The organism is Streptomyces sp. NPDC002232, from assembly GCF_042890295.1.
Lineage (GTDB): Bacteria > Actinomycetota > Actinomycetes > Streptomycetales > Streptomycetaceae > Streptomyces.
In genome coordinates this window covers 218595-238240 of record NZ_JBIARV010000007.1, presented here as the reverse complement: position 1 = coordinate 238240, position 19646 = coordinate 218595, and the positions used below count along the sequence as shown (strand labels likewise).

Below are 19646 nucleotides of genomic sequence, written 5' to 3'. Positions count from 1 at the left end.
CCGTGGGCAGGCCGGGCGGCTCCTGATCTCGTACGGTCTCGACTGCTGAGACGTCAGAGGAGGTGGGCCGGGGTGCCGACGGGCAGGATAAATCGGAACTCGGCCCCGCCACGGGGGCCCCGTCCGACGGTGATGGTGCCGCCGTGGGCCTCGACGACGCCCTTGACGATGTAGAGGCCGAGGCCGGTGCCGCCGCGTTTGCTGCCCCGCCAGAAGCGGGTGAAGACGCGGTTCATCGACGCTTCGGGGATGCCGGGTCCCTCGTCTCGCACGGTGACCTCCGTCCCCTCTTCTCCGTCGTCGCCCAGCGTGGTGGGTGCCACCTCGATGGTGACGGTTCCGTCGCCGTGGCGCACCGCATTTTCGAGGAGGTTGCCGAGGATCTGGTCGATCTTGTCGGGGTCGGCCCACAGCGCGGGCAGCTCGGGCCTGATCCGTACGAAGAACCGGTCCGGGGACTGGCCGTTGGTGGTGTGCACCTGGATGTGGCGGCCGACGGCGGCGGCGATGTCCACGGGCTGGCGGCGCACTTCGAGACGGCCGGAGTCGATGCGGGAGATGTCGAGGAGCTCCGCGATGAGCCGCTTGATGCGGCCCGCGTCGGCGTCGACCGTCTCCAGCATGAGCCGCTTCTGCTCGTCGTTGAACCGCTCCCACTTGTCGAGGAGGGTGGCGGTGAAGCCCTTCACGGAGGTGAGCGGGGAGCGCAGTTCGTGGGCGACGGTGGCGATGAGCTCGGCGTGGCTGCGCTCGGTGCGGCGGCGCGCCTCGGTGCCGCGCAGGGAGACCACGACGCGCCGGACGGGTCCGGTGGGGTGCTCGCGGACGTACCGGGCGGAGACGAGGACCTCGCGGCCGCCGGGGAGCAGCAGGTTCCGCTCGGGCTGTCCGCGCCGGGTGGCGAGGCCGCCGTACGGATCGGTCACCGCCCACCAGCGGCATCCCTTGAGGTCCTCCAGGGGCAGCGCCCGGTCGAGGGGGAGGCCGAGGGCCCGGTCGGCGGGTACGGCGGTGATGCGGGCGGCCGCGGCGTTGAAGCAGACGACGCGGCCGGTCTCGTCGGCGATGACGAGGCCGTCCGGCAGGTCGTCGGGGTCGACGCCGGCGAACCCGGCGGGCTGCTGCGGGGCGTGCGGCGGAGCGCTCCCTGCCTGTGCGGGACTGTCCGTGCCGACCGTCATCCCCGTACCCCACCCCTCCGTGCAGTGCAGTGGGTCCCCGAGTGCGTCACTCTACTGGGCGGGGGCCGCGGAATGGACCCCTCAGGGGGAGGTTCGGGGGCGCTGGGCGCGCGCGGAGGCGTACAGGCAGACCGCCGCGGCGGTGGCGAGGTTGAGGCTCTCGGCCTTGCCGTGGATCGGGACGCGGACGACGGCGTCGGCGAGCGCCCGGGTCTCCTCGGGCAGCCCCCAGGCCTCGTTGCCGAAGATCCACGCGGTGGGCCCGCCCATGGTGCCGGCGTCGAGCTCGTCGTCGAGGTCGTCCAGGCCCGCCCCGTCGGCGGCGAGGATCCGCACGCCCGCGCCCTTGAGTCCGGCGACGGCCTGCTCGACGGGGACGCCGACGGCCACCGGCAGGTGGAAGAGGGAGCCCACGGAGGCGCGGACGGACTTGGGGTTGTAGAGGTCGACGGAGGCGTCGGTGAGGACGACGGCGTCGGCACCGGCGGCGTCGGCGCAGCGCAGGACGGTGCCGGCGTTCCCGGGGTCACGGACGTGCGCGAGGACGGCGACCAGCTTGGGCCGGGCGGCGATGATCTCCTCGAACGGCGAGTCGAGGAACCGGCAGACGCCGACGAGGCCCTGCGGGGTGACGGTCTGGGAGACCTCGGCGAGGACGGCGTCGGAGGCGAGGTGGACGCGGGCGCCGGCGGCGTGGGCCGCGTCGACGATCGCGGCGTAGCGCTCGGCCGCCTCGACCGTGCTGAAGAGCTCGACGAGGGTGGGCTCTCCGCCGGGCCCGCGGTGCTCGACGGCCTCGCGGACGGCCTGCGGGCCCTCGGCGATGAAGAGGCGGTCCTTGCCCCGGAAGTTGCGCTTGGCGAGCCGCCGGGCGGCGACGACGCGCGGGGAACGCGGGGAGATCAGCTCGGGGGTGGACATGTGCCTGCGGCTCTCTTGCTCGTCGGGTACGGCGGCTCGGGCCCGGTCCGACGGGGGCGCCGGCGGGGACCTGGGGCGGTCAACGCGCCGGACCCGCAGGCGCGAGGCCTGCGGGTCCGGGCAGAAGTACTGCGGCCTGGGAGATCAGGCGGCGGCCTTCGGGGCGTTGACGTCGGCCGGGAGGGCCTTCTGCGCGACCTCGACCAGCGCGGCGAACGCGTTGATGTCGTTGACGGCCAGCTCGGCGAGGATCTTGCGGTCCACCTCGATGTTGGCGGCCTTCAGACCCTGGATGAGGCGGTTGTACGTCATGCCGTTCTGGCGGGCAGCGGCGTTGATGCGCTGGATCCACAGCTGACGGAAGTCGCCCTTGCGCTTCTTGCGGTCGTTGTAGTTGTAGACCAGCGAGTGGGTGACCTGCTCCTTGGCCTTGCGGTACAGGCGCGAACGCTGACCGCGGTAGCCGGAGGCCGCCTCGAGGATCGCCCGGCGCTTCTTGTGGGCGTTGACTGCCCGCTTGACGCGTGCCACTTGTTAACTCCTTGTAGCGGGGTCGTGGTTGGACTCACACGACCCGAAAAACGAATGGGTCCCGGACCTGGCCGGAGGCCCCCGTCGCCGGGGGCGGGTGATCAGATCAGATGCCCAGCATCTTCTTGATCTTGGCCGCGTCGCCCGGGGCCATCTCGGCGTTGCCGGTGAGGCGACGCGTCAGCTTGGACGACTTGTGCTCGAGCAGGTGGCGCTTGCCGGCGCGCTCGCGCAGGATCTTGCCGGAGCCGGTGACCTTGAAGCGCTTCTTGGCACCGGAGTGCGTCTTGTTCTTCGGCATCGCGCCGTATCTCCTCGTCAGTGGCGCTCCCCCCGGTGCGGGCACCGGACATCCGGGAGCGTCAATTCTTCGTTGGGTGGTTCCGGGCGGGGCCCGGGGCTGCCTGGGTGGCAGCCCCTCGGGTCACGCCTCGGGGGTCTCGGCCGGAGCGTCGACCGGGGCCTCGGCTGCCGGGGCCTCGGCGACCGGAGCCTCGGAGGTCTCCTCGGAGGAGACGCCCTGGCGCTCGGCCTTGCGTGCGGCCTGGGCCTCACGCGCCTCGGCCATGGCCTCGGTCTTCTTCTTGTGCGGACCGAGAACCATGATCATGTTCCGGCCGTCCTGCTTCGGGTTGGACTCGATGAAGCCAAGCTCCTCGACGTCCGACGCCAGCCGCTGCAGCAGTCGGAAACCAAGCTCGGGGCGGGACTGCTCACGACCACGGAACATGATCGTGATCTTGACCTTGTCACCCTGCTTGAGGAACCGGACGACGTGACCCTTCTTGGTGTCGTAGTCGTGCGGGTCGATCTTCGGCCGGAGCTTCATCTCCTTGATGACCGTGTGCGCCTGGTTCTTGCGCGCCTCACGGGCCTTCATGGCCGACTCGTACTTGAACTTCCCGTAGTCCATGAGCTTGCACACGGGCGGACGGGCGTTCGCCGCGACCTCGACCAGGTCGAGGTCGTACTCCTGTGCGAGCTCCAGGGCCTTGGCAAGCGGAACAATCCCGACCTGCTCGCCGCTGGGTCCGACAAGTCGCACCTCGGGAACGCGAATCCTGTCGTTGATGCGGGGCTCGGCGCTGATGGATCCTCCTCGGTAGCACCACGCGACCGTCTGGCGGACGGACGCGCACGTCTGTTTCTGAGACCAACCGAGCCGGCACATGAAAAACGCCCCGGTACAGTACACAGGCGGGGCTCCATGGAAAACCGGAGCACCGCCACGGTGAACCGCGGGGCGCACATCGGGCGGCTCCATCGTCCGTACGGAACGATGGGCGCCACCTGACCGGTGACCCGCCTCCCGTGAGGGCGGTCGGGTGGGAGTACGGAGCCTCCACTTGTGGGCCGGACACAGAGATGTCCAGCCGGTCGTTACACAAGGTTAGCAGGACCCGGCGGTCGGCGCGAACCGTACGTCCGCTTATCGTGTGGGCATGAGCGAGACGCCCCAGAACGAGTCCACGGACTCCCCCGACTTCGAAAGCATGACCCGCGACATCGCGGAGGTCCCGGCCGTCGAGGTGATCGTGACCGTCGCCGTGAATCTGATGAGCGCCGCCGCCGTGAAGCTCGGGCTCACCGAGGAGGGCGAGAAGCACAAGGACCTCGACGAGGCCCGGAAGCTGATCCACGCGCTCGCGGGCCTCATGGACGCCGGCGCGACGGAGGTGTCCTCCTTCCACGCGGCGCCCCTGCGCGACGGCCTGAAGTCCCTCCAGCTCGCCTTCCGCGAGGCCTCCCTGATCCCGGACGAGCCGGGCCAGGGGCCGGGCGAGAAGTACACGGGTCCGGTGTACGGCTAGGAGCCGCTTCCCGCAGACCTACCGCACGTAGAAGGGCTCGCCCGGAGGCGTGGCCGAGACCGGCAGGAGTGCCAGGTCGAGGCCCCGCACCAGGCGGGCCCTCAGTGTTTCGTCGGCGGCCAGGGCCCGCGCCACCCGCTGGGCGGCCTCCGCCGGGGAGGCGCCGGGGTCGAGCACCAGGGCGACGGTGCCGTCGGCGGCGCCGGGTCCCAGGTGGGCGCGGAGCACGGCGGGCTCGGCGGCCACGACGGCGCGCACGGCCTCCCGCACGGCCGGGTCGTCGAGCGGGTCGGCGCTGGAGCGGCCCTCGGCGAGCGCGAGCAGCGCGGAGCCGGTCACCTGGTACGGGACGGGGCCGGCCAGGTCCAGCACCAGGGTGTCAGCCTTCTCGTGGACGAGCGCGGCCAGCGCCTGCCGCGTCGGCACGGCGACGGGGCGCGCCTGGGGGTCCCAGAGGGCGAGCGCGGCGATCGAGGTGAAGGCCGGCAGGGCCCGCCGGTCGCCCGCCGTGAGGGTGGGGACGGCCATGTCGCTGGTCTTCTCCTGCTTCAGGCCCGTCACGGGGTCGGTCTCGACCTCGCCGAGGACGGCGACCACGGGGACGAGCAGCCGGGCCTCCTTCAGCGCTTCGAGGACGGGACCGTGGGCGGTTCTGTCCTCCGCCCAGGCCGCCAGGGCCGCGGCGAGGCGCGGGTCGGCGGTGCCGTCGTCTTCGGAGAAACCGGGGTCCGGGATGTTCTTGAGGGCCACGGGACGAGCCTAGCCGCCGGGTCCCGGCCCCCGGCTAGGAGGTCCGGTGGGCTCGCCGGAGGACGACGGCGGTGAGCAGGAGCAGGGCGCCGAGTCCGCCGGCGACGGGCGCGAGCAGGCCGAAGGGGCGGCTCTCCTCGACGGCGGGGAGGGGTCCGGGCCCGAAGTGGCGACCCTGGTAGCCGGTGGCGGTGTCCTTGGGGTCGCCGCCCCTCATCCCGCGGCCGGCGGCGATCGCCGCGGCCGGGTCGACCGTCCCGTACCCCTTGGCGTCGCTGCGTCCGCCCTTCGGCCGGTCGCGGGCCGTGTCGATGAGGAGCCGCTTGATCTGGGCGGGGGTGAGGTCGGGGTGGGCCGAGCGGACGAGGGCGACGGCCCCGGAGACGAACGCCGCGGCGGCGCTGGTGCCCCAGCCCTCGTAGTAGCGGCGGTCGGGGTCGGCGATGACGATGTCGTCGCCGGGGGCGCTGACCGTGGCGTACCAGCGGCGGGTGGAGAAGGCGGCGTGGGTGCCGTAGCGGTCGACGGCCGTGACCGCGATGACGCCGGGGTAGGCCGCCGGGTAGGAGACGTGGTCGCCCTTCTCGCCGCCGTTGCCCGCGGAGGCGACGACGGAGACGCCCTTGCCGAGGGCGTACTGGACGGCGGCGTCCTCGCCCGCGTCGGGGTGGGCGGACTTGGAGTCGTCGCCGAGGGAGAGGTTGATGACGTCGGCGCCGTGGTCGGCGGCCCAGCGGATGCCCTGGGCGAGGGCGGTGCCCCGGGTCTTGCGGGCCTTGTCGCGGGCCTTGTCGGCGGACTCCAGGATGACCCGCACCGGCAGGACGCGGACGTCGGGGGCGACGCCGAGGACGCCGTCCTGGGCACCGGGGCCGTGGCCGTGCCCGGCGATGATGCCCGCCATGGCCGTGCCGTGCCGGGCCCAGGCGCGGTCGCCGCGCGCGGCGCCGAAGCCGATGAGGTCGTGTCCGGGCAGCACGGATCCGGCGAGGTCCGGGTGGTCGGCGTCGACGCCGGTGTCGAGGACGGCGACGGTGACGCCATTGCCCCGGGTGGTGCGCCAGGCCTCGGTGGTGTGGAGGGCTTCGAGACCCCACTGCCGGGCCCGGATGGTGTCGGCGTGCGCGGGGGCGGTGGTGGCGGGCAGGACGGTGAACGCGGCGGCGAGCAGGGCGACCGCGCCGCCGCGGGCGGGGCGGCGGTGGAGGGGTCGGGTCACCGGTCGTTCTCCTCGGCGGCCGTGGTGGCGGCCGTGCGCAGCAGTCGTACGAGGCGTTCGGTGATGCCCTTGGCCTCGTGGCCGAGTCCGGACTGGGCGACGGGGTCGGGACGCTTGCCGACGACGGCCTCGTCGGCGGACACGGGTGCGCCGTCGGTCTTCCGGCCGTCGGCGAAGCCGGAGACGGCGGTGACGACGACCGGGAGGTCGGCGGGGGCGTTCAGCCACCAGGCGGCGCGCTGCGGGGCGCCGAAGCGGGCGGCGACGGTGCCGGGTCCGGCGAGGGCCGGGGGGACGTCCGCGCCGAGGCGGGCGGTGAGGTCCTTGCCGAGGGTGCGCTGGGTGGTGGCCTCGGCGCGGGTGAAGACGAGGCCGACGGTGATGACGCTGCTGGCGGTGGCGTCGGTGTACGTGGCGCGCAGGACGCGCTCGCAGCCGAGGGGCTCGACGGTGGCGAGGAGTCCCTCCGCGAGGGCGGCGGAGGTGCAGGGGGCGTCCGGGGCGACGACGATCCGGGTCCAGGTGCGGTCGGCGCCTCCGGGGCCGGCGCCGGGGCCCGCGAGGGTGCGGGGGAAGAGGGTGTCGACGGGGGCGTTGTGCCAGAGGTCCTTCGCCTCGGTGTAGCCGACGGGCTCGACGGGCCTGCCGGGTTCGGCGGCCGCCAGCCACACACCGGCGAGGGCACCGCCGACGAGCCCGAACCCGAGCACGGCGCAGGCGGCGACGGCGAAGCTCCGCCCGCGACGGCGCTCGGGCCGGGGCCGCGCGCGGGGGGCGACCTCGACGGGCACCTCGGGCGGCAGGGCGCCGGGACCTCGGGAGTGGGCGTACGGGGGGAGGCCCGGCGGGCGCGGGGAGGCGGCCGCACCGGCGTGCGGGGCGGGGCGCCCGGGGGCGGCGGGCCCGTCGACGGGGGTGGCGGCGGCCCCGGGGTGCGGGGTGTGGCGCCCCGGGGCGGCCGGGGACCGGGGCGGCGCGGCTGCGGGACGTGCGGGCGGAACCGAGGGCCGGGAGGGCGCGACCGGCGGCACGGTGGCGGACGGCGCGGTGGCGGACGGCGCGGTGGCAGCCGGTGCGGGCGTCACCGGAGCCGGTCGGGCGACCTGAGGCGCCGGTCGGGCGGGCGGAGCCGGGGGCCGGGCGGGCGCGGCAGCGGGGCGGGCGGGGGCGACCGGACGCGCCGACGCGGCAGCCGGACGGGCGGGCGCGGCCGAGGGGCCGGCGGGCAGGCGCGGGGCCGCGGGGGTGATCGGGCGGAGGCGGGTCGTCGTCTCCGCGGCGGGGAGGTCGGCCGCCTCCGGGGCCGGGAGCAGGACCTCCGGGGCCGGGAGCAGGGCGTCCGTGATGCGGGAGGTCGTGGCGCGGTGCTCGCCGGTCATCCCCGTCCCCCCGCTCGTCCCGACAATGCCCGTCACTCTACGGGCTGTTCCCCCACGTGCGGGAACCCAGGGGTACCCACCCGCAAACCGGTCTGGCAAGCTCGGGCCATGACTCCCCGTGCCGCCGACCGGGCCCGATACGACCGGGCCACCGCTCACCTCGACGCGCCGGTGGCGATCGTCGATCTGGAGGCCTTCGACGACAACGCGGCGGACCTCGTGCGCCGGGCCGGGGGCAAGCCGATCCGGGTGGCGAGCAAGTCCGTGCGGTGCCGGGCGCTGCTCGAACGGGTCCTGGCGCGGGACGGGTTCGCCGGGATCATGTCGTTCACGCTCGACGAGTCGCTGTGGCTGGCGCGGGCCGGGTTCGAGGACGTCCTCCTCGCGTACCCGTCCGCCGACCGCTCCGGCTTCGGGGAGCTCGCGCGGGACCCGAAGCTGGCCGCCGCCGTGACGGTGATGGTGGACGACGTGGCGCAGCTCGATCTGATCGACGCGGCCCGCGCGGGCGGGGCGGAGGAGGTGCGGGTCTGTCTGGAGATGGACACCGCGCTCCGGCTGCTCGGCGGGCGGGTGCGGATCGGGGCGCTGCGCTCGCCGCTGCGGACCCCGGCCGACCTGGCCGAGCTGGCCCGTTCCGTGGTGCGGCGCCCCGGTTTCCGGCTGGTCGGGATCATGGCGTACGAGGGACACGTCGCCGGGGTCGGGGACGCGGTGGCGGGCCGGCCGCTGCGGTCGCGGGCGGTCCGGCTGATGCAGTCCGCCGCCCGCCGGGAGCTCGCGGAGCGCCGGGCGGCCGTGGTACGGGCCGTCCGGGCGGTGGCGCCGGACCTGGAGTTCGTGAACGGCGGCGGGACCGGCAGCGTGCAGCACACGGCAGCCGAGGACGCGGTGACGGAGATCGCCGCCGGTTCGGGGCTCTTCGTCCCGCGTCTCTTCGACCACTACACGTCCTTCAGCGGGCGCCCGGCCGCGCTCTTCGCGCAGCCGGTGGTCCGCCGCCCGGGGGTGGGCGTGGTGACGGTCCTCGGCGGCGGCTATCCGGCGTCGGGCGCGGCGGGCCCGGACCGGCTGCCCGTCCCGTATCTGCCGGAGGGTCTCCGGTACGACGCCCAGGAGGGTCCCGGAGAGGTGCAGACCCCGCTGCTCGGCTCCCCCGCCGACGATCTGCGGATCGGCGACAAGGTCTGGTTCCGGCACGCGAAGGCCGGGGAGCTGTGCGAGCGGTTCGAGAGCCTGCACCTGGTCGAGGGCGACCGTGTGACGGCGACCGTCCCGACGTACCGGGGCGAGGGGATGACCTTCCTCTAGGACCCTGGGCCCGACGCGGCGGGCACTGGAGCTAGAAGACGGTGTCCAGCTGGTCCGGGACGACGCTGCCGTCGGCGCGCCGGACCGGCTGCGTCGTGCCGTCGCCTGCCGTGTAGCCGGTGGTGGAGCAGGGGTAGGCGCTCGTCTTCTGCTTCTTGGGCTCGATGAACATGGGGTTGACGAGCCAGCGGCCGTCGCCGTTCTCGTACGCCCGGCACATGAGTTCGTTCTTGTTGCGGTTGAGGACCAGGCGCAGTCCCGTGGCGTCCCGCAGGAAGGAGATGTCGGTGTCGGAGTCGCCGGCGGCGAAGACCTGGCGGCGGGCGGCGGGCTGGACGCGCTCGGCGGCGGGGCCCCGGACGCCGAAGATCTCCTGGTTGATCCAGCAGCGCTTGCCGTCGATGTAGGTGATCATCGCGTCCTCGCCGTCCCGGACGGTGCCGCAGCCCTTGAGGTGGCTGGTGAGGCGGCCGTGGTCGGTGGTGTTGCGGATGCCGAGGGCGTGGGAAGGCGCGACGCCGACGCCCTTCGCCCAGACGTCGACGACGGGTTCCGGCGAGGCGGAGACGATCCAGACATCGAAGCCGGTGTCCTTCAGGGCGCGGATCAGGTCGCGCTGCTGGTCGTAGTAGCGGACCCAGCCGGTGACCCGGGCCGTGCCGACCTGCTGGGTGGCGCCCTGCGGAGCGGCAAGGTTCTCGGCGCGGGCGGCGGCGGCGAAGGAGGCGGCCTGGCGGGTGGTCCAGCCGTGCAGGAGCTGGGCGAGCCAGGCGTACTGGGGCTCGATGCGGCGGTGGTCGTAGCCGGCGAAGGCGGTCTTCCCGCCGGTGGTGGTGCCCGAGCCGTAGACGGAGAGGAGCTCGTCGGCGCAGCGGGTGTCGGTGGACGTGGGGAGGGTGCGGACGCCGGTGGGACAGGCCGTGCCGAGGGCGGTCGCGGCCTCGGGGGTGAGGTACCGGCTGGTGGTGGACCAGTCGCCGCCCTTCGGGGGGCGGACGCGGTCGTGGCGCAGGAGCCAGTAGAAGGTGGCGTCGCCGACGTCGTTCTTGATGACGGTGTTGTCCCAGTCGAAGACGGCGACGGGCTTCCTGCCGCCCTTGTCGCGGTTCCCGCAGTGCTCGGCGAGGAGGGCGTCGACGCGGGCCTTGTTGGTCCCGTACCAGCCCTCGGAGACCTTCAGGGTGGGGCATCCGGCGGGCCGGGCCGCGGGGCGGGCCTCGGCGTTCGCCGCGGGGAGGAGGCCGGTGGCGGCGAGGGCGAGGGCCGCCGCCGCGGCGGAGGTGCGGAGCTTGTCGTTCATGATCACTCTCCTGGGTGTACGCAGGACAGCCGGGCGCCTCGCGACGCCCGGCTGTCGGGTGGGGGGATTCGAGGTGAACGGTTAGAGCGGGGTCACGTACGCGCCGGCGATGCCGCCGTCGACGACGAAGTCGCTGGCGTTGACGAAGGAGGAGTCGTCGCTGGCGAGGAACGCGACGGCGGCGGCGATCTCCTCGGCCTCGGCGAAGCGGCCGACGGGGATGTGGACGAGGCGGCGCGCGGCCCGCTCGGGGTCCTTGGCGAAGAGCTCCTGGAGGAGCGGGGTGTTGACGGGCCCGGGGCAGAGGGCGTTGACGCGGATGCCCTCGCGGGCGAACTGGACGCCCAGTTCGCGGGACATGGCGAGGACGCCGCCCTTGGAAGCGGTGTACGAGATCTGACTGGTGGCGGCGCCCATGAGGGCGACGAAGGAGGCGGTGTTGATGATGGAGCCCCTGCCCTGGCGGCGCATGTAGGGCAGCGCGGCCTTGCAGCAGAGGTACACGGAGGTGAGGTTGACGTCCTGGACGCGCTTCCAGGCCTCCAGGCCGGTCTCCAGGATGGAGTCGTCGTCGGGGGGCGAGATGCCGGCGTTGTTGAAGGCGATGTCGACGGAGCCGTAGGTCTCGAACGCCGTCCTGAACAGCGCCTCGACCTCCTCCGGGTCGGTGACGTCGACCTTGACGAAGGTGCCGCCGACCTCCTCGGCGGCGGCCTTGCCGGCCCGCTCGTCGATGTCGGCACAGACGACGTGGGCGCCCTCGGAGGCGAGGCGGCGGGCGGTGGCGAGGCCGATGCCGCTGCCGGCCCCGGTGATGACGGCGGTGCGGCCGACCAGGCGGCGGCAGACGATCTCTTCGGTGCTCATGCGGTTCAGGCCTCCGTGCTGAGGAAGACGTTCTTGGTTTCGGTGAAGGCGGTCAGGGCGTCGGGGCCGAGTTCGCGGCCGAGGCCGGACTGCTGGTAGCCGCCGAAGGGGGTCCAGTAGCGGACGCTGGAGTGCGAGTTGACGGAGAGGTTGCCGGCCCGGACGGCGCGGGAGGCGCGCAGGGCGCGGCCGAGGTCGCGGGTCCAGATCGAGCCGGACAGGCCGTACTCGGTGGCGTTGGCGAGCCGGATCGCGTCGGCCTCGTCCTCGAAGGGGAGGACGACGGCGACGGGGCCGAAGATCTCCTCGACGGCGCAGGGCGCGTCCTCGGCGACGCCGGTGAGGACGGTGGGCGGGAACCAGAATCCGGGTCCCTCGGGTGCCTTGCCCCGGATGCCCACGGCCTGCTCGGTGGCGTCCGTGACGTAGGAGCGGACGCGGTCGAGCTGGGCGCGCGAGATGAGCGGGCCCATCTGGGTGCGCTCGTCGGCGGGGTCGCCGACGACGATCTCCTGGACGGCGGGGGTGAGGAGCTCCAGGAAGCGGTCGTACGCGCTCCGCTGCACGAGGATCCGGGTGCGGGCGCAGCAGTCCTGGCCGCTGTTGTCGAGGAAGGACATCGGCGCCGCCGCCGCCGCGGCCTCCAGGTCCGCGTCGGCGAAGACGATGTTGGGGCTCTTGCCGCCGAGTTCGAGGGTGACCCGCTTCACCCGGTCGGCGCACTTGGCCATGATCGACTTTCCGACCCGGGTGGAGCCGGTGAAGACGATCTTGGCGACGCCGGGGTGTTCGACGAGGGCGTTCCCGGCGACGGGGCCGGTGCCGGGGAGGACCTGGAAGAGGCCTTCGGGGAGGCCGGCCTCCAGGGCGAGTTCGGCGAGACGCAGCGCGGTGAGCGGGGTGGTCTCGGCGGGCTTGAGGAGGACCGCGTTGCCGGCGGCGAGGGCGGGCGCGGTGGCCCAGGCGGCGATCGGCATGGGGAAGTTCCAGGGGGCGATGACGCCGACGACCCCGAGCGGTTCCAGGATCGTGAGGTCGATGCCTCCGGCCACCGGGATCTGGCGGCCGTTGAGCCGCTCCACTCCCCCGGCGGCGAAGTCGAGCAGGTCGCGGACGTTGCCGGCCTCCCAGCGGGCGTTGCCGAGGGTGTGGCCCGCCTCGGTGACCTCCAGGCGGGCGAGTTCCTCGACGTGGTCGTCGACGACGGCGGCGAAGCGGCGGAGCAGCCGGGCCCGGTCGGCGGGCGCCGCGGCGGCCCAGCCGCGCTGGGCGGCGGCGGCGCGGGTGACGGCGGCGTCCACGTCGGCCGGGGTGGCGGCGGGGACGGTGGCGACGAGTTCCTCGGTCGCCGGGTTCAGTACCTGGAGCAACTCTTCCTCTTCTTTCGTCTTCGTCACAGGCGTTCGAAGGTCGTCACAGGCGTTCGAAGGAGCGGCGCAGCTCCCAGTCGGTCACCGCCGCGTCGAAGGCGTCGAGTTCGACGCGGGCCATGTTGCGGTAGTGGGCGACGACCTCGGGCCCGAAGGCGGCCTTGGCGATCTCGCTGGTCTCCCAGAGTTCGGCGGCCTCGCGCAGGGTGGTGGGGACGTGCGCGTACTCGGCGGTGTACGCGTTCCCGGCGCAGGGCGCGGGCAGTTCGAGGCGCTGCTCGATGCCGTGGAGGCCCGCGGCGACCAGGCCGGCGACGGCGAGGTAGGGGTTGACGTCGCCGCCGGGGAGGCGGTTCTCGAAGCGGGTGGAGCGGCCGTGGCCGACGACCCGGAGCGAGCAGGTGCGGTTGTCGTGGCCCCAGGCGACGGCGGTGGGCGCGAAGGAGCCGGGCTGGAAGCGCTTGTAGGAGTTGATGTTCGGGGCGTAGAGGAGGGAGAAGTCGCGGAGGGCGGCGAGCTGTCCGGCGAGGAAGTGGCGCATGGTCTCGGACATGCCGTGCTCGTCGTCCCCGGCCATGACGTTGTGCCCGTCGGCGTCCTGGAGCGAGAGGTGGATGTGACAGGAGTTGCCCTCGCGCTCGTTGTACTTCGCCATGAAGGTGAGCGAGCAGCCCTCCTGGGAGGCGATCTCCTTGGCGCCGGTCTTGTAGACGGCGTGCTGGTCGCAGGTGACGAGGGCCTCGTCGTACTTGAAGGCGATCTCGTGCTGGCCGGGGTTGCACTCGCCCTTGGCGGACTCGACGGTGAGTCCGGCGCCGGTCATCTCGTTGCGGATGCGGCGCAGGAGGGGTTCGATGCGTCCGGTACCGAGGACGGAGTAGTCGATGTTGTACTGGTTGGCGGGGGTGAGGTCGCGGTAGTTCGCGTCCCAGGCCTGCTCGTAGCTGTCCCTGAAGACGATGAACTCCAGCTCGGTGCCGACGTGGGCGGTGAGGCCGAGCTCCGCGAGGCGCTCCAGCTGGCGGCGCAGGATCTGGCGGGGCGCGGCGACGACCGGGGTGCCGTCGGCCCAGGCGAGGTCGGCGGTCACCATGGCGGTGGCGTCGTTCCAGGGGAGGCGGCGGAGGGTGGTGAGGTCGGGATGCATCGCGAAGTCGCCGTAGCCGCGGTCCCAGGACGACATCTCGTAGCCGTCGACGGTGTTCATCTCGGTGTCGACGGCGAGGAGGTAGTTGCAGCCCTCGGTGCCGTGGCCGAGGACCTCGTCCAGGAAGAACGGTGCGGCGAACCGCTTGCCCTGGAGGCGTCCCTGCATGTCGGGGAAGGCCAGGACGACGGTGTCGATCTCGCCGCTCGCGACGAGGGCGCGGAGCTCCTCGACGGTGAGCGGGGGTGTGCGGTCTGCCACGGGATTGCTCCTCCTTCGGCCTGCCGGGAGCCATAAGGTATTGCGGAAGACCATTGCTTGGGAAGTGCTGGAGGAAGGGAAACGAGAACGTGGCCAGTACGAGTGAATCGGCGGACCGGCTGACGCCCGTGCTGCGGCCGGTGCGGGCGGGCAACGGGTTCGAGGAGGCCCTGGAGCAGATCCTCCAGGTGGTGCGGCTCGGTCTGGTGCCCGGCGGGGAGCGGCTGCCCGCCGAGCGGGAGCTCGCCGAGCGGATGGGGATCAGCCGGGTGACGCTGCGCGAGGTCCTCAAGGTCCTCCAGGAACAGGGGCTCGTGGAGAGCCGGCGCGGCCGGTACGGCGGGACGTTCGTGCTGCCCCGCACGCAGACGGCCGACGAGGACGAGCTGCGGCGCCGGATCGCCACCGTCGACATGGAGGACACCCTGCGCTTCCGTGAGGTCCTGGAGGTGGGGGCCGCCGGGCTGTGCGCGGCCCACGGTCTCGACGCGGCGGGCGCCGAGCGGCTGCGGACGGCCGTCGCGGCGACCCAGGACGCCCCGCTGGCCGATTACCGCCGCCAGGACACCCTGCTCCACCTCACGCTCGCGGAGCTCTCCGGCTCGCCGACGCTGACGGCCCAGTACGCGGCCGTCCGCGCGACGGTGAACGACCTCCTGGACTGCATCCCCCTGCTCGTACGCAACCTGGAGCACTCCCAGCACCAGCACACCGCCCTGGTGGAGGCGGTCCTGGACGGGGACGCGGACGCGGCGCGTGAGGTGATGCGGGAGCACTGCGCGGGCACGGCGGCGCTGCTGCGGGGCTTCCTGACGTGAGGCGCGCGCCCCGCCGCCGCGCGCCGGGCGCGGCCCTGCGTGACGGGGCGGCGGACGGCGGCGTAACCCGAAAGTAACGCACGGGGGTTGCGCTCCCCCGTCGGCCACCGCAAAGGTATGGCTCCAATCCATTGGGCCCGTTGCGGGGAGCTGACGCTGCCATGACGCTCGAAGACACCACGCCGACGAAGGACGACTACCTGGAGCGCCGGGCACTGCGCCGCGGCAGCGCCGGGTGGCTGCTGCTGACCGGTCTCGGCGTGGCGTACGTCGTGTCCGGAGACTTCTCCGGCTGGAACATCGGCCTGTCGAAGGGCGGCTTCGGCGGGCTCGCCGTCGCCACCGTCCTGATGGGCGCGATGTACGCCTGCCTGGTCTTCGCGCTCGCCGAGCTCTCCGCCATCCTGCCCACCGCGGGCGGCGGCTACGGCTTCGCCCGGCGGGCGCTGGGCACCTGGGGCGGCTTCCTCACCGGCACCGCGATCCTCATCGAGTACATCCTGGCCCCCGCCGCGATCTCCATCTTCATCGGCGACTACGTGGAGTCCCTCGGGCTCTTCGGCCTGGAGTCGGGCTGGCCGGTCTACCTGGTCTGCTTCGCGCTCTTCATCGGCATCCACCTGTGGGGCGTCGGCGAGGCGCTGCGCTTCAGCCTGATCGTCACGGCGATCGCGGTCGCGGCGCTGGTCGTCTTCGCGCTCGGCGCGTTCACCGACTTCCACGTCGACGGCCTGAACGACATCCCGGTCGACGGCGAGGCCTTCGGGTCGAACTCCTGGCTGCCCTTCGGACTCCTCGGGATCTGGGCCGCCTTCCCCTTCGGCATGTGGTTCTTCCTCGGCGTCGAGGGCGTGCCGCTCGCCGCCGAGGAGGCCAAGGACCCGGTGCGGTCCATGCCGAGGGCGCTCGCGATCGCCATGGGCATCCTGGTGCTCCTCGCCGTCATGACCTTCTTCGCCGCCACCGGCGCGCGCGGTTCGGCCGCCGTCCAGGAGGCCGGCAACCCACTGGTCGTGGCGCTCCAGGGCGACGGGGAGCCGACCGCGCTCAGCCGCTTCGTGAACTACGCGGGGCTCGCGGGCCTGGTCGCCTCCTTCTTCTCCCTCATCTACGCCGGTTCGCGTCAGCTGTTCGCCCTCTCCCGGGCGGGCTACCTGCCCCGCTTCCTCTCCCTGACCAGCCGCCGCAAGTCGCCCTACCTGGGGCTCCTCATCCCGGGCGCCATCGGCTTCGCGCTCGCCGCCGGGACCGGGAACGGCGCCCGGATGCTGAACATCGCGGTCTTCGGCGCCACCATCTCGTACGCCCTGATGGCGCTCTCCCACATCGTGCTGCGCCGCCGCGAGCCGGGTCTGCACCGGCCGTACCGCACGCCCGGCGGGATCGTGACGTCCTCGGTGGCCTTCGTCCTGGCCCTCTCGGCGCTGGTCGCGACCTTCCTGGTGGACCGGACGGCGGCGTTCATGGCGCTCGGGGTGTACGTGATCGCCCTCGCCTACTTCGCGTTCTACAGTCGGCACCACCTGGTGGCCAGGGCCCCCGAGGAGGAGTTCGCCGCGCTCGCCGCGGCCGAGGCCGAACTCGAACGCGACTGATGCCCCTTCCCTTCCTGGAGGACGTTCCGTGACCAAGCCGCTCATCGGCGTGACCACCTACCTGGACCAGGCGCGCTGGGGGGTGTGGGACATGACCGCCGCGCTGCTCCCCGCCCCGTACCCGCGTCTCGTCCGGGAGAGCGGAGGCCTCGCGGTGATGCTGCCGCCCGGCGGGCCCGAGGACGCGGCGGCGGTCGTGGCCCGGCTGGACGGCCTGGTCGTCGCGGGCGGGGCGGACGTCGAGCCCGTACGGTACGGGGCCGAGCCCGACCCCCGCACCGGTCCGCCCGCCCGCGCCCGGGACACCGGGGAGCTGGCCCTGATCGACGCGGCGCTCGCCGCCGGGACCCCGCTCCTCGGCATCTGCCGGGGCATGCAGCTCCTGAACGTGGCGCTCGGCGGCACGCTGATCCAGCACCTGGACGGGCACGTGGAGGCGGTCGGGGTGATCGGCCGGCACGCGGTGAAGCCGGTGCCGGGCACGCGGTACGCCGCGCTGGTGCCCGAGCTCACCGAGGTGCCGACCTACCACCACCAGGCCGTGGACCGGCTGGGCACGGGCCTGGCGGCCTCGGCGCACGCGGAGGACGGCACGGTCGAGGCGGTGGAGCTGGCCGCGCCGGCCTGGGCGCTCGGCGTGCAGTGGCACCCGGAGATGGGCGAGGACCTGCGCGTGATGCGGGGCCTGGTGGAGGCGGCGGCCGGCCGCTGACGCGGCGACGGGGTGCGGGGCGACCGGGGTGGGCTCCGGTCGCCCCGCGGCATGAGGGGGGGGTGGCTCAGCTCGTCGCCCGGCGGCACGAGGGGGTGGCTCAGCTCGTCGCCCCGCGAGATGACGGGGTGCGTCAGCTCGTCGCCGCCACCGCGCGGCGGCCGAGGAGCACGTACAGGCCCGAGGCGACGGCCATGCCGACCGGCAGGGAGAGGTCGACGCCGCCGAGCGCCGAGGCCACCGGACCGGTGTAGAGCGTGTCGACGCAGAGGGACGCCACGGCCACGCCGGTGATCAGGGAGACGGCTCCCGCCCGGTTGACGCCGCGGGTGAACCAGAAGGCGCTGCCGGGGGTCTCGTCCGAGAGCGCACGGCCGTCGTAGCGGTTGCGGCGCAGGAGGATGTCCGTGGCGTACACGGCCATCAGCGGACCGCTCAGGACGACGATCACCTGGAGGGCGTTGCTGACGGTGTCCAGGAAGTTGGAGACCAGCAGGCCGTAGAGGGTCAGCGCGACCGCCACCGTGCCGTCGAAGAGGACGCTGACGGTACGTCGGACGCGCAGGCCGACGGCCTGGAGGGCGAGTCCCGCGCTGTACGCGGTCAGGGCGTTGATGGAGATCGTGCCGAGGACCAGGGCCAGCAGGAAGACGGGCGTGAACCAGCCCGGCAGGATCTCCTGAAGTGCGGTCTGAGGGTCCGTCATGTCGACGGCGGTGGCCGCGAAGGCGCCGAGCGAACACACGATGACGCTGGGCACGAAGGCGCCGAGCGCCGTCCAGCCGATGATCGCCTTCCGGGAGGCCGTGCGGGGCAGGTAGCGGGAGAAGTCGGCGCTCGTCGTGTACGAGAGCGGACCCGAGGCGATCATCGTGGTGCCCGCGACGAGCAGGGCCCAGAGCCCGGCGCCGTGGGCCGGCTCGGCGGGGGTGTACGAGAAGTCGGCGTGCCGGAAGACCGCGAGCGCGACGACCGTGAAGGCACCCGCCAGGGCCAGGGTGATCGGCAGGTACAGCTTGATGATCAGGGCGTGGCCGTAGACGCTGATCGCGAGGGTGAGCGCGGCGATGACGACGATCACCGCCACCTCGACCGGGACGTTCACGGTGATCCCGGCCTTCTCGACGAGCGCGAAGGCGGCGGTCGCGGCGGCGGCGAGGTTGAGCGCGAAGTAGCACACGGAGACCAGCCAGCCGCCGATCGCGTTGTTCACCCGGTTGCCGATGACGCCGTACAGGGCGCGGGTGATCACCTCGCTGGGCGCTCCGGCGGCCGGTCCGGAGGTGGCGAGGAGGCCGGTCAGCACCCAGAAGAGGTTGCCCACGACGATCACGCCGACGGCCTGCCAGAGGCTCAGGCCCATCAGGACCAGGGCGCCGCCGATGACCAGGCTGAGGTAGTTGACGTTCGCCGCGGCCCACACGGAGAAGAGCTCGCGCGGATGGCCGTGGCGCTCGCTGTCGGGAATGTGATCGATGCCGTGGGCCTCGATGCGGCCGGGGCGGTCGGCCGGCGGGGTGGCCTCGGCGCGGGCGGCGCCGTGGTCGGGGATCGTGGAAGCCATGCGGCCCTCCGGATGCGTGTGGTGCCCACCTGGTTGCTTATTGGTCGCACACTCAATAGCATCGCCGGTATGCCGTCAAGCGTCCAGCGCAAGAGAATTCGGAAAACTCCCGAGGCCCGCAGGGCCGAGATCGTGGAGACCGCGGCCCGGGTCGCCCTGACCGAGGGCCTGGAGTGCGTCACGCTCCGGCGCATCGCCGACGAGCTCGCCGTGCGCCCCGGTCTGATCAGCCACTACTTCCCGTCGGCGGAGGATCTGGTGGCCGAGGCGTTCAGCGTCGCCGCCACCGGGGAGCTCGACGCCCTGCTGCCCGCCGACCGCCCCGACGGCACCCCCACGCAGTACCTCGCGCGCTACTTCGCCCTCTCGGCCGGAGAGGCGTACGACGACATCAGCCGCCTGTGGATCAACGCCCGGCACCTCAGCCGCTACCGGCCCGTCCTGCGCGACCGGGTCTCCGCGCAGGAGCTCGCCTCCGACGACCGCATCGAGGGCCTGATCCGCGAGGGCGTCGAGCGGGGCGAGTTCCGGACGGACGACCCCCGCGCGGCGGCGATCCACATCCTGGTCGTCCTCGACGGCCTCGGATCCCACGCCAACACGGACCGGAGCGATCTGCCGGAGGCGGTGGCGCGCATGGCGGTGACGACGGCGGAACGCGAACTCGGCCTCACGTACGGCGCCTTGACGGAGGTGGCGCTGCCGCCGGGGTGGACGGGGGCGAAGGGGTCCTGGGGGTCTGCGGAGCCGGACGGGGGCGAGGAGCCGGAAGCGCCCGAGCCGCCCGAGACGTCCGAGCCGGGGTGACGGCGACCGGGCCCACCACCTCACGCCGCTGACCGGGCCACTGCCGCCCCAGCACCCGTGACACTCACCCCCCACCCACCCACGACACTCCCCCATCCGCGA

At 73.3% G+C, this 19646-nt stretch carries 19 protein-coding genes; 6 read left to right on the top strand and 13 right to left on the bottom strand.

The window, feature by feature from the left end; translation table 11 throughout:
- Positions 1-53 precede the first annotated feature (53 nt).
- The 5 genes from ACFYXU_RS32750 to infC all read right to left on the bottom strand — a co-directional run bounded on the left by ACFYXU_RS32750 (position 54) and on the right by infC (position 3804).
- On the bottom strand, positions 54-1181 hold the full coding sequence (locus ACFYXU_RS32750) for an ATP-binding protein (protein ID WP_389461269.1): 1128 nt from the start codon (positions 1179-1181) through the stop codon (positions 54-56).
- A gap of 81 nt (positions 1182-1262) precedes the next feature.
- The gene (locus ACFYXU_RS32745) at positions 1263-2102 is read right to left on the bottom strand and encodes an RNA methyltransferase (protein WP_329850899.1); all 840 of its coding nucleotides are present in this window, start codon (positions 2100-2102) and stop codon (positions 1263-1265) included.
- Between the two features lie 144 nt (positions 2103-2246).
- Entirely contained in the window at positions 2247-2633 is a 387-nt protein-coding gene (gene rplT, locus ACFYXU_RS32740; RefSeq protein ID WP_017241732.1) for a 50S ribosomal protein L20, read from the bottom strand.
- A gap of 106 nt (positions 2634-2739) precedes the next feature.
- Entirely contained in the window at positions 2740-2934 is a 195-nt protein-coding gene (rpmI, locus tag ACFYXU_RS32735; RefSeq protein WP_015032399.1) for a 50S ribosomal protein L35, read from the bottom strand.
- A gap of 123 nt (positions 2935-3057) precedes the next feature.
- Positions 3058-3804, bottom strand: a complete 747-nt coding sequence (gene infC, locus ACFYXU_RS32730) for a translation initiation factor IF-3 (protein ID WP_376516055.1) — start codon at positions 3802-3804, stop codon at positions 3058-3060.
- 271 nt (positions 3805-4075) lie between these two features.
- Here infC and ACFYXU_RS32725 point away from each other — a divergent pair, with 271 nt between their 5' ends.
- The gene (locus ACFYXU_RS32725) at positions 4076-4444 is read left to right on the top strand and encodes a DUF1844 domain-containing protein (protein WP_376516057.1); all 369 of its coding nucleotides are present in this window, start codon (positions 4076-4078) and stop codon (positions 4442-4444) included.
- Between the two features lie 18 nt (positions 4445-4462).
- Here ACFYXU_RS32725 and ACFYXU_RS32720 read toward each other — a convergent pair whose 3' ends face one another.
- The 3 genes from ACFYXU_RS32720 to ACFYXU_RS32710 are packed head-to-tail and all read right to left on the bottom strand — an operon-like array spanning position 4463 to position 7792.
- The gene (locus ACFYXU_RS32720; RefSeq protein WP_376516060.1) at positions 4463-5194 is read right to left on the bottom strand and encodes an SseB family protein; all 732 of its coding nucleotides are present in this window, start codon (positions 5192-5194) and stop codon (positions 4463-4465) included.
- Between the two features lie 34 nt (positions 5195-5228).
- Entirely contained in the window at positions 5229-6413 is a 1185-nt protein-coding gene (gene mycP, locus ACFYXU_RS32715; protein ID WP_389461267.1) for a type VII secretion-associated serine protease mycosin, read from the bottom strand.
- A complete protein-coding gene (locus tag ACFYXU_RS32710; RefSeq protein ID WP_389461265.1) occupies positions 6410-7792 on the bottom strand; it encodes a hypothetical protein in 1383 nt (460 codons plus the stop codon). The genes mycP and ACFYXU_RS32710 overlap by 4 nt, the downstream gene beginning before the upstream one ends.
- 108 nt (positions 7793-7900) lie before the next feature.
- On the opposite strand from ACFYXU_RS32710, the gene ACFYXU_RS32705 reads away from it, so the two are divergent.
- Positions 7901-9103, top strand: a complete 1203-nt coding sequence (locus ACFYXU_RS32705) for an amino acid deaminase/aldolase (protein WP_389408672.1) — start codon at positions 7901-7903, stop codon at positions 9101-9103.
- A 31-nt stretch (positions 9104-9134) separates the two neighbouring features.
- Here the strand turns inward: ACFYXU_RS32705 and ACFYXU_RS32700 are convergent, their stop codons facing one another.
- The 4 genes from ACFYXU_RS32700 to ACFYXU_RS32685 form a co-directional block, all read right to left on the bottom strand.
- On the bottom strand, positions 9135-10403 hold the full coding sequence (locus tag ACFYXU_RS32700) for a haloacid dehalogenase-like hydrolase (RefSeq protein ID WP_389461263.1): 1269 nt from the start codon (positions 10401-10403) through the stop codon (positions 9135-9137).
- Positions 10404-10484: 81 nt separating this feature from the next.
- Complete coding sequence (locus ACFYXU_RS32695; protein WP_361393737.1) at positions 10485-11270, bottom strand: 3-oxoacyl-ACP reductase; 786 nt, start codon at positions 11268-11270, stop codon at positions 10485-10487.
- 5 nt (positions 11271-11275) lie between these two features.
- On the bottom strand, positions 11276-12640 hold the full coding sequence (locus tag ACFYXU_RS32690) for an aldehyde dehydrogenase family protein (protein ID WP_361393736.1): 1365 nt from the start codon (positions 12638-12640) through the stop codon (positions 11276-11278).
- Positions 12641-12683: 43 nt separating this feature from the next.
- Positions 12684-14048, bottom strand: coding sequence for a glutamine synthetase family protein (locus ACFYXU_RS32685; protein WP_376516808.1), 1365 nt, complete (start codon positions 14046-14048; stop codon positions 12684-12686).
- 89 nt (positions 14049-14137) lie between these two features.
- Here ACFYXU_RS32685 and ACFYXU_RS32680 point away from each other — a divergent pair, with 89 nt between their 5' ends.
- The 3 genes from ACFYXU_RS32680 to ACFYXU_RS32670 all read left to right on the top strand — a co-directional run bounded on the left by ACFYXU_RS32680 (position 14138) and on the right by ACFYXU_RS32670 (position 17173).
- On the top strand, positions 14138-14866 hold the full coding sequence (locus tag ACFYXU_RS32680) for an FCD domain-containing protein (RefSeq protein ID WP_329850920.1): 729 nt from the start codon (positions 14138-14140) through the stop codon (positions 14864-14866).
- A gap of 161 nt (positions 14867-15027) precedes the next feature.
- The gene (eat, locus tag ACFYXU_RS32675) at positions 15028-16461 is read left to right on the top strand and encodes an ethanolamine permease (protein ID WP_329850921.1); all 1434 of its coding nucleotides are present in this window, start codon (positions 15028-15030) and stop codon (positions 16459-16461) included.
- Between the two features lie 28 nt (positions 16462-16489).
- Positions 16490-17173 (top strand): gamma-glutamyl-gamma-aminobutyrate hydrolase family protein, encoded by a 684-nt coding sequence (locus ACFYXU_RS32670; RefSeq protein WP_389461261.1) that lies wholly within the window; start codon positions 16490-16492, stop codon positions 17171-17173.
- Positions 17174-17306: 133 nt separating this feature from the next.
- Here the strand turns inward: ACFYXU_RS32670 and ACFYXU_RS32665 are convergent, their stop codons facing one another.
- Entirely contained in the window at positions 17307-18737 is a 1431-nt protein-coding gene (locus ACFYXU_RS32665) for a purine-cytosine permease family protein (protein ID WP_389461259.1), read from the bottom strand.
- 69 nt (positions 18738-18806) lie between these two features.
- On the opposite strand from ACFYXU_RS32665, the gene ACFYXU_RS32660 reads away from it, so the two are divergent.
- Positions 18807-19544 carry a TetR/AcrR family transcriptional regulator gene (locus tag ACFYXU_RS32660; protein ID WP_389461256.1) on the top strand — a complete coding sequence of 246 codons (738 nt, stop codon included), beginning with the start codon at positions 18807-18809 and terminating at the stop codon, positions 19542-19544.
- Positions 19545-19646: the final 102 nt, after the last annotated feature.

Excerpts from the sequence above, each read along its gene's own strand:
- ACFYXU_RS32750 (WP_389461269.1), bottom strand. The coding sequence starts at position 1,181 with ATGACGGTCGGCACGGACAGTCCCGCACAGGCAGGGAGCGCTCCGCCG.
- ACFYXU_RS32745 (WP_329850899.1), bottom strand. The coding sequence starts at position 2,102 with ATGTCCACCCCCGAGCTGATCTCCCCGCGTTCCCCGCGCGTCGTCGCC.
- rpmI (WP_015032399.1), bottom strand. The coding sequence starts at position 2,934 with ATGCCGAAGAACAAGACGCACTCCGGTGCCAAGAAGCGCTTCAAGGTC.
- infC (WP_376516055.1), bottom strand. The coding sequence starts at position 3,804 with ATGTGCCGGCTCGGTTGGTCTCAGAAACAGACGTGCGCGTCCGTCCGC.
- ACFYXU_RS32725 (WP_376516057.1), top strand. The coding sequence starts at position 4,076 with ATGAGCGAGACGCCCCAGAACGAGTCCACGGACTCCCCCGACTTCGAA.
- ACFYXU_RS32710 (WP_389461265.1), bottom strand. The coding sequence starts at position 7,792 with ATGACCGGCGAGCACCGCGCCACGACCTCCCGCATCACGGACGCCCTG.
- ACFYXU_RS32705 (WP_389408672.1), top strand. The coding sequence starts at position 7,901 with ATGACTCCCCGTGCCGCCGACCGGGCCCGATACGACCGGGCCACCGCT.
- ACFYXU_RS32700 (WP_389461263.1), bottom strand. The coding sequence starts at position 10,403 with ATGAACGACAAGCTCCGCACCTCCGCCGCGGCGGCGGCCCTCGCCCTC.
- ACFYXU_RS32695 (WP_361393737.1), bottom strand. The coding sequence starts at position 11,270 with ATGAGCACCGAAGAGATCGTCTGCCGCCGCCTGGTCGGCCGCACCGCC.
- eat (WP_329850921.1), top strand. The coding sequence starts at position 15,028 with ATGACGCTCGAAGACACCACGCCGACGAAGGACGACTACCTGGAGCGC.
- ACFYXU_RS32665 (WP_389461259.1), bottom strand. The coding sequence starts at position 18,737 with ATGGCTTCCACGATCCCCGACCACGGCGCCGCCCGCGCCGAGGCCACC.
- ACFYXU_RS32660 (WP_389461256.1), top strand. The coding sequence starts at position 18,807 with ATGCCGTCAAGCGTCCAGCGCAAGAGAATTCGGAAAACTCCCGAGGCC.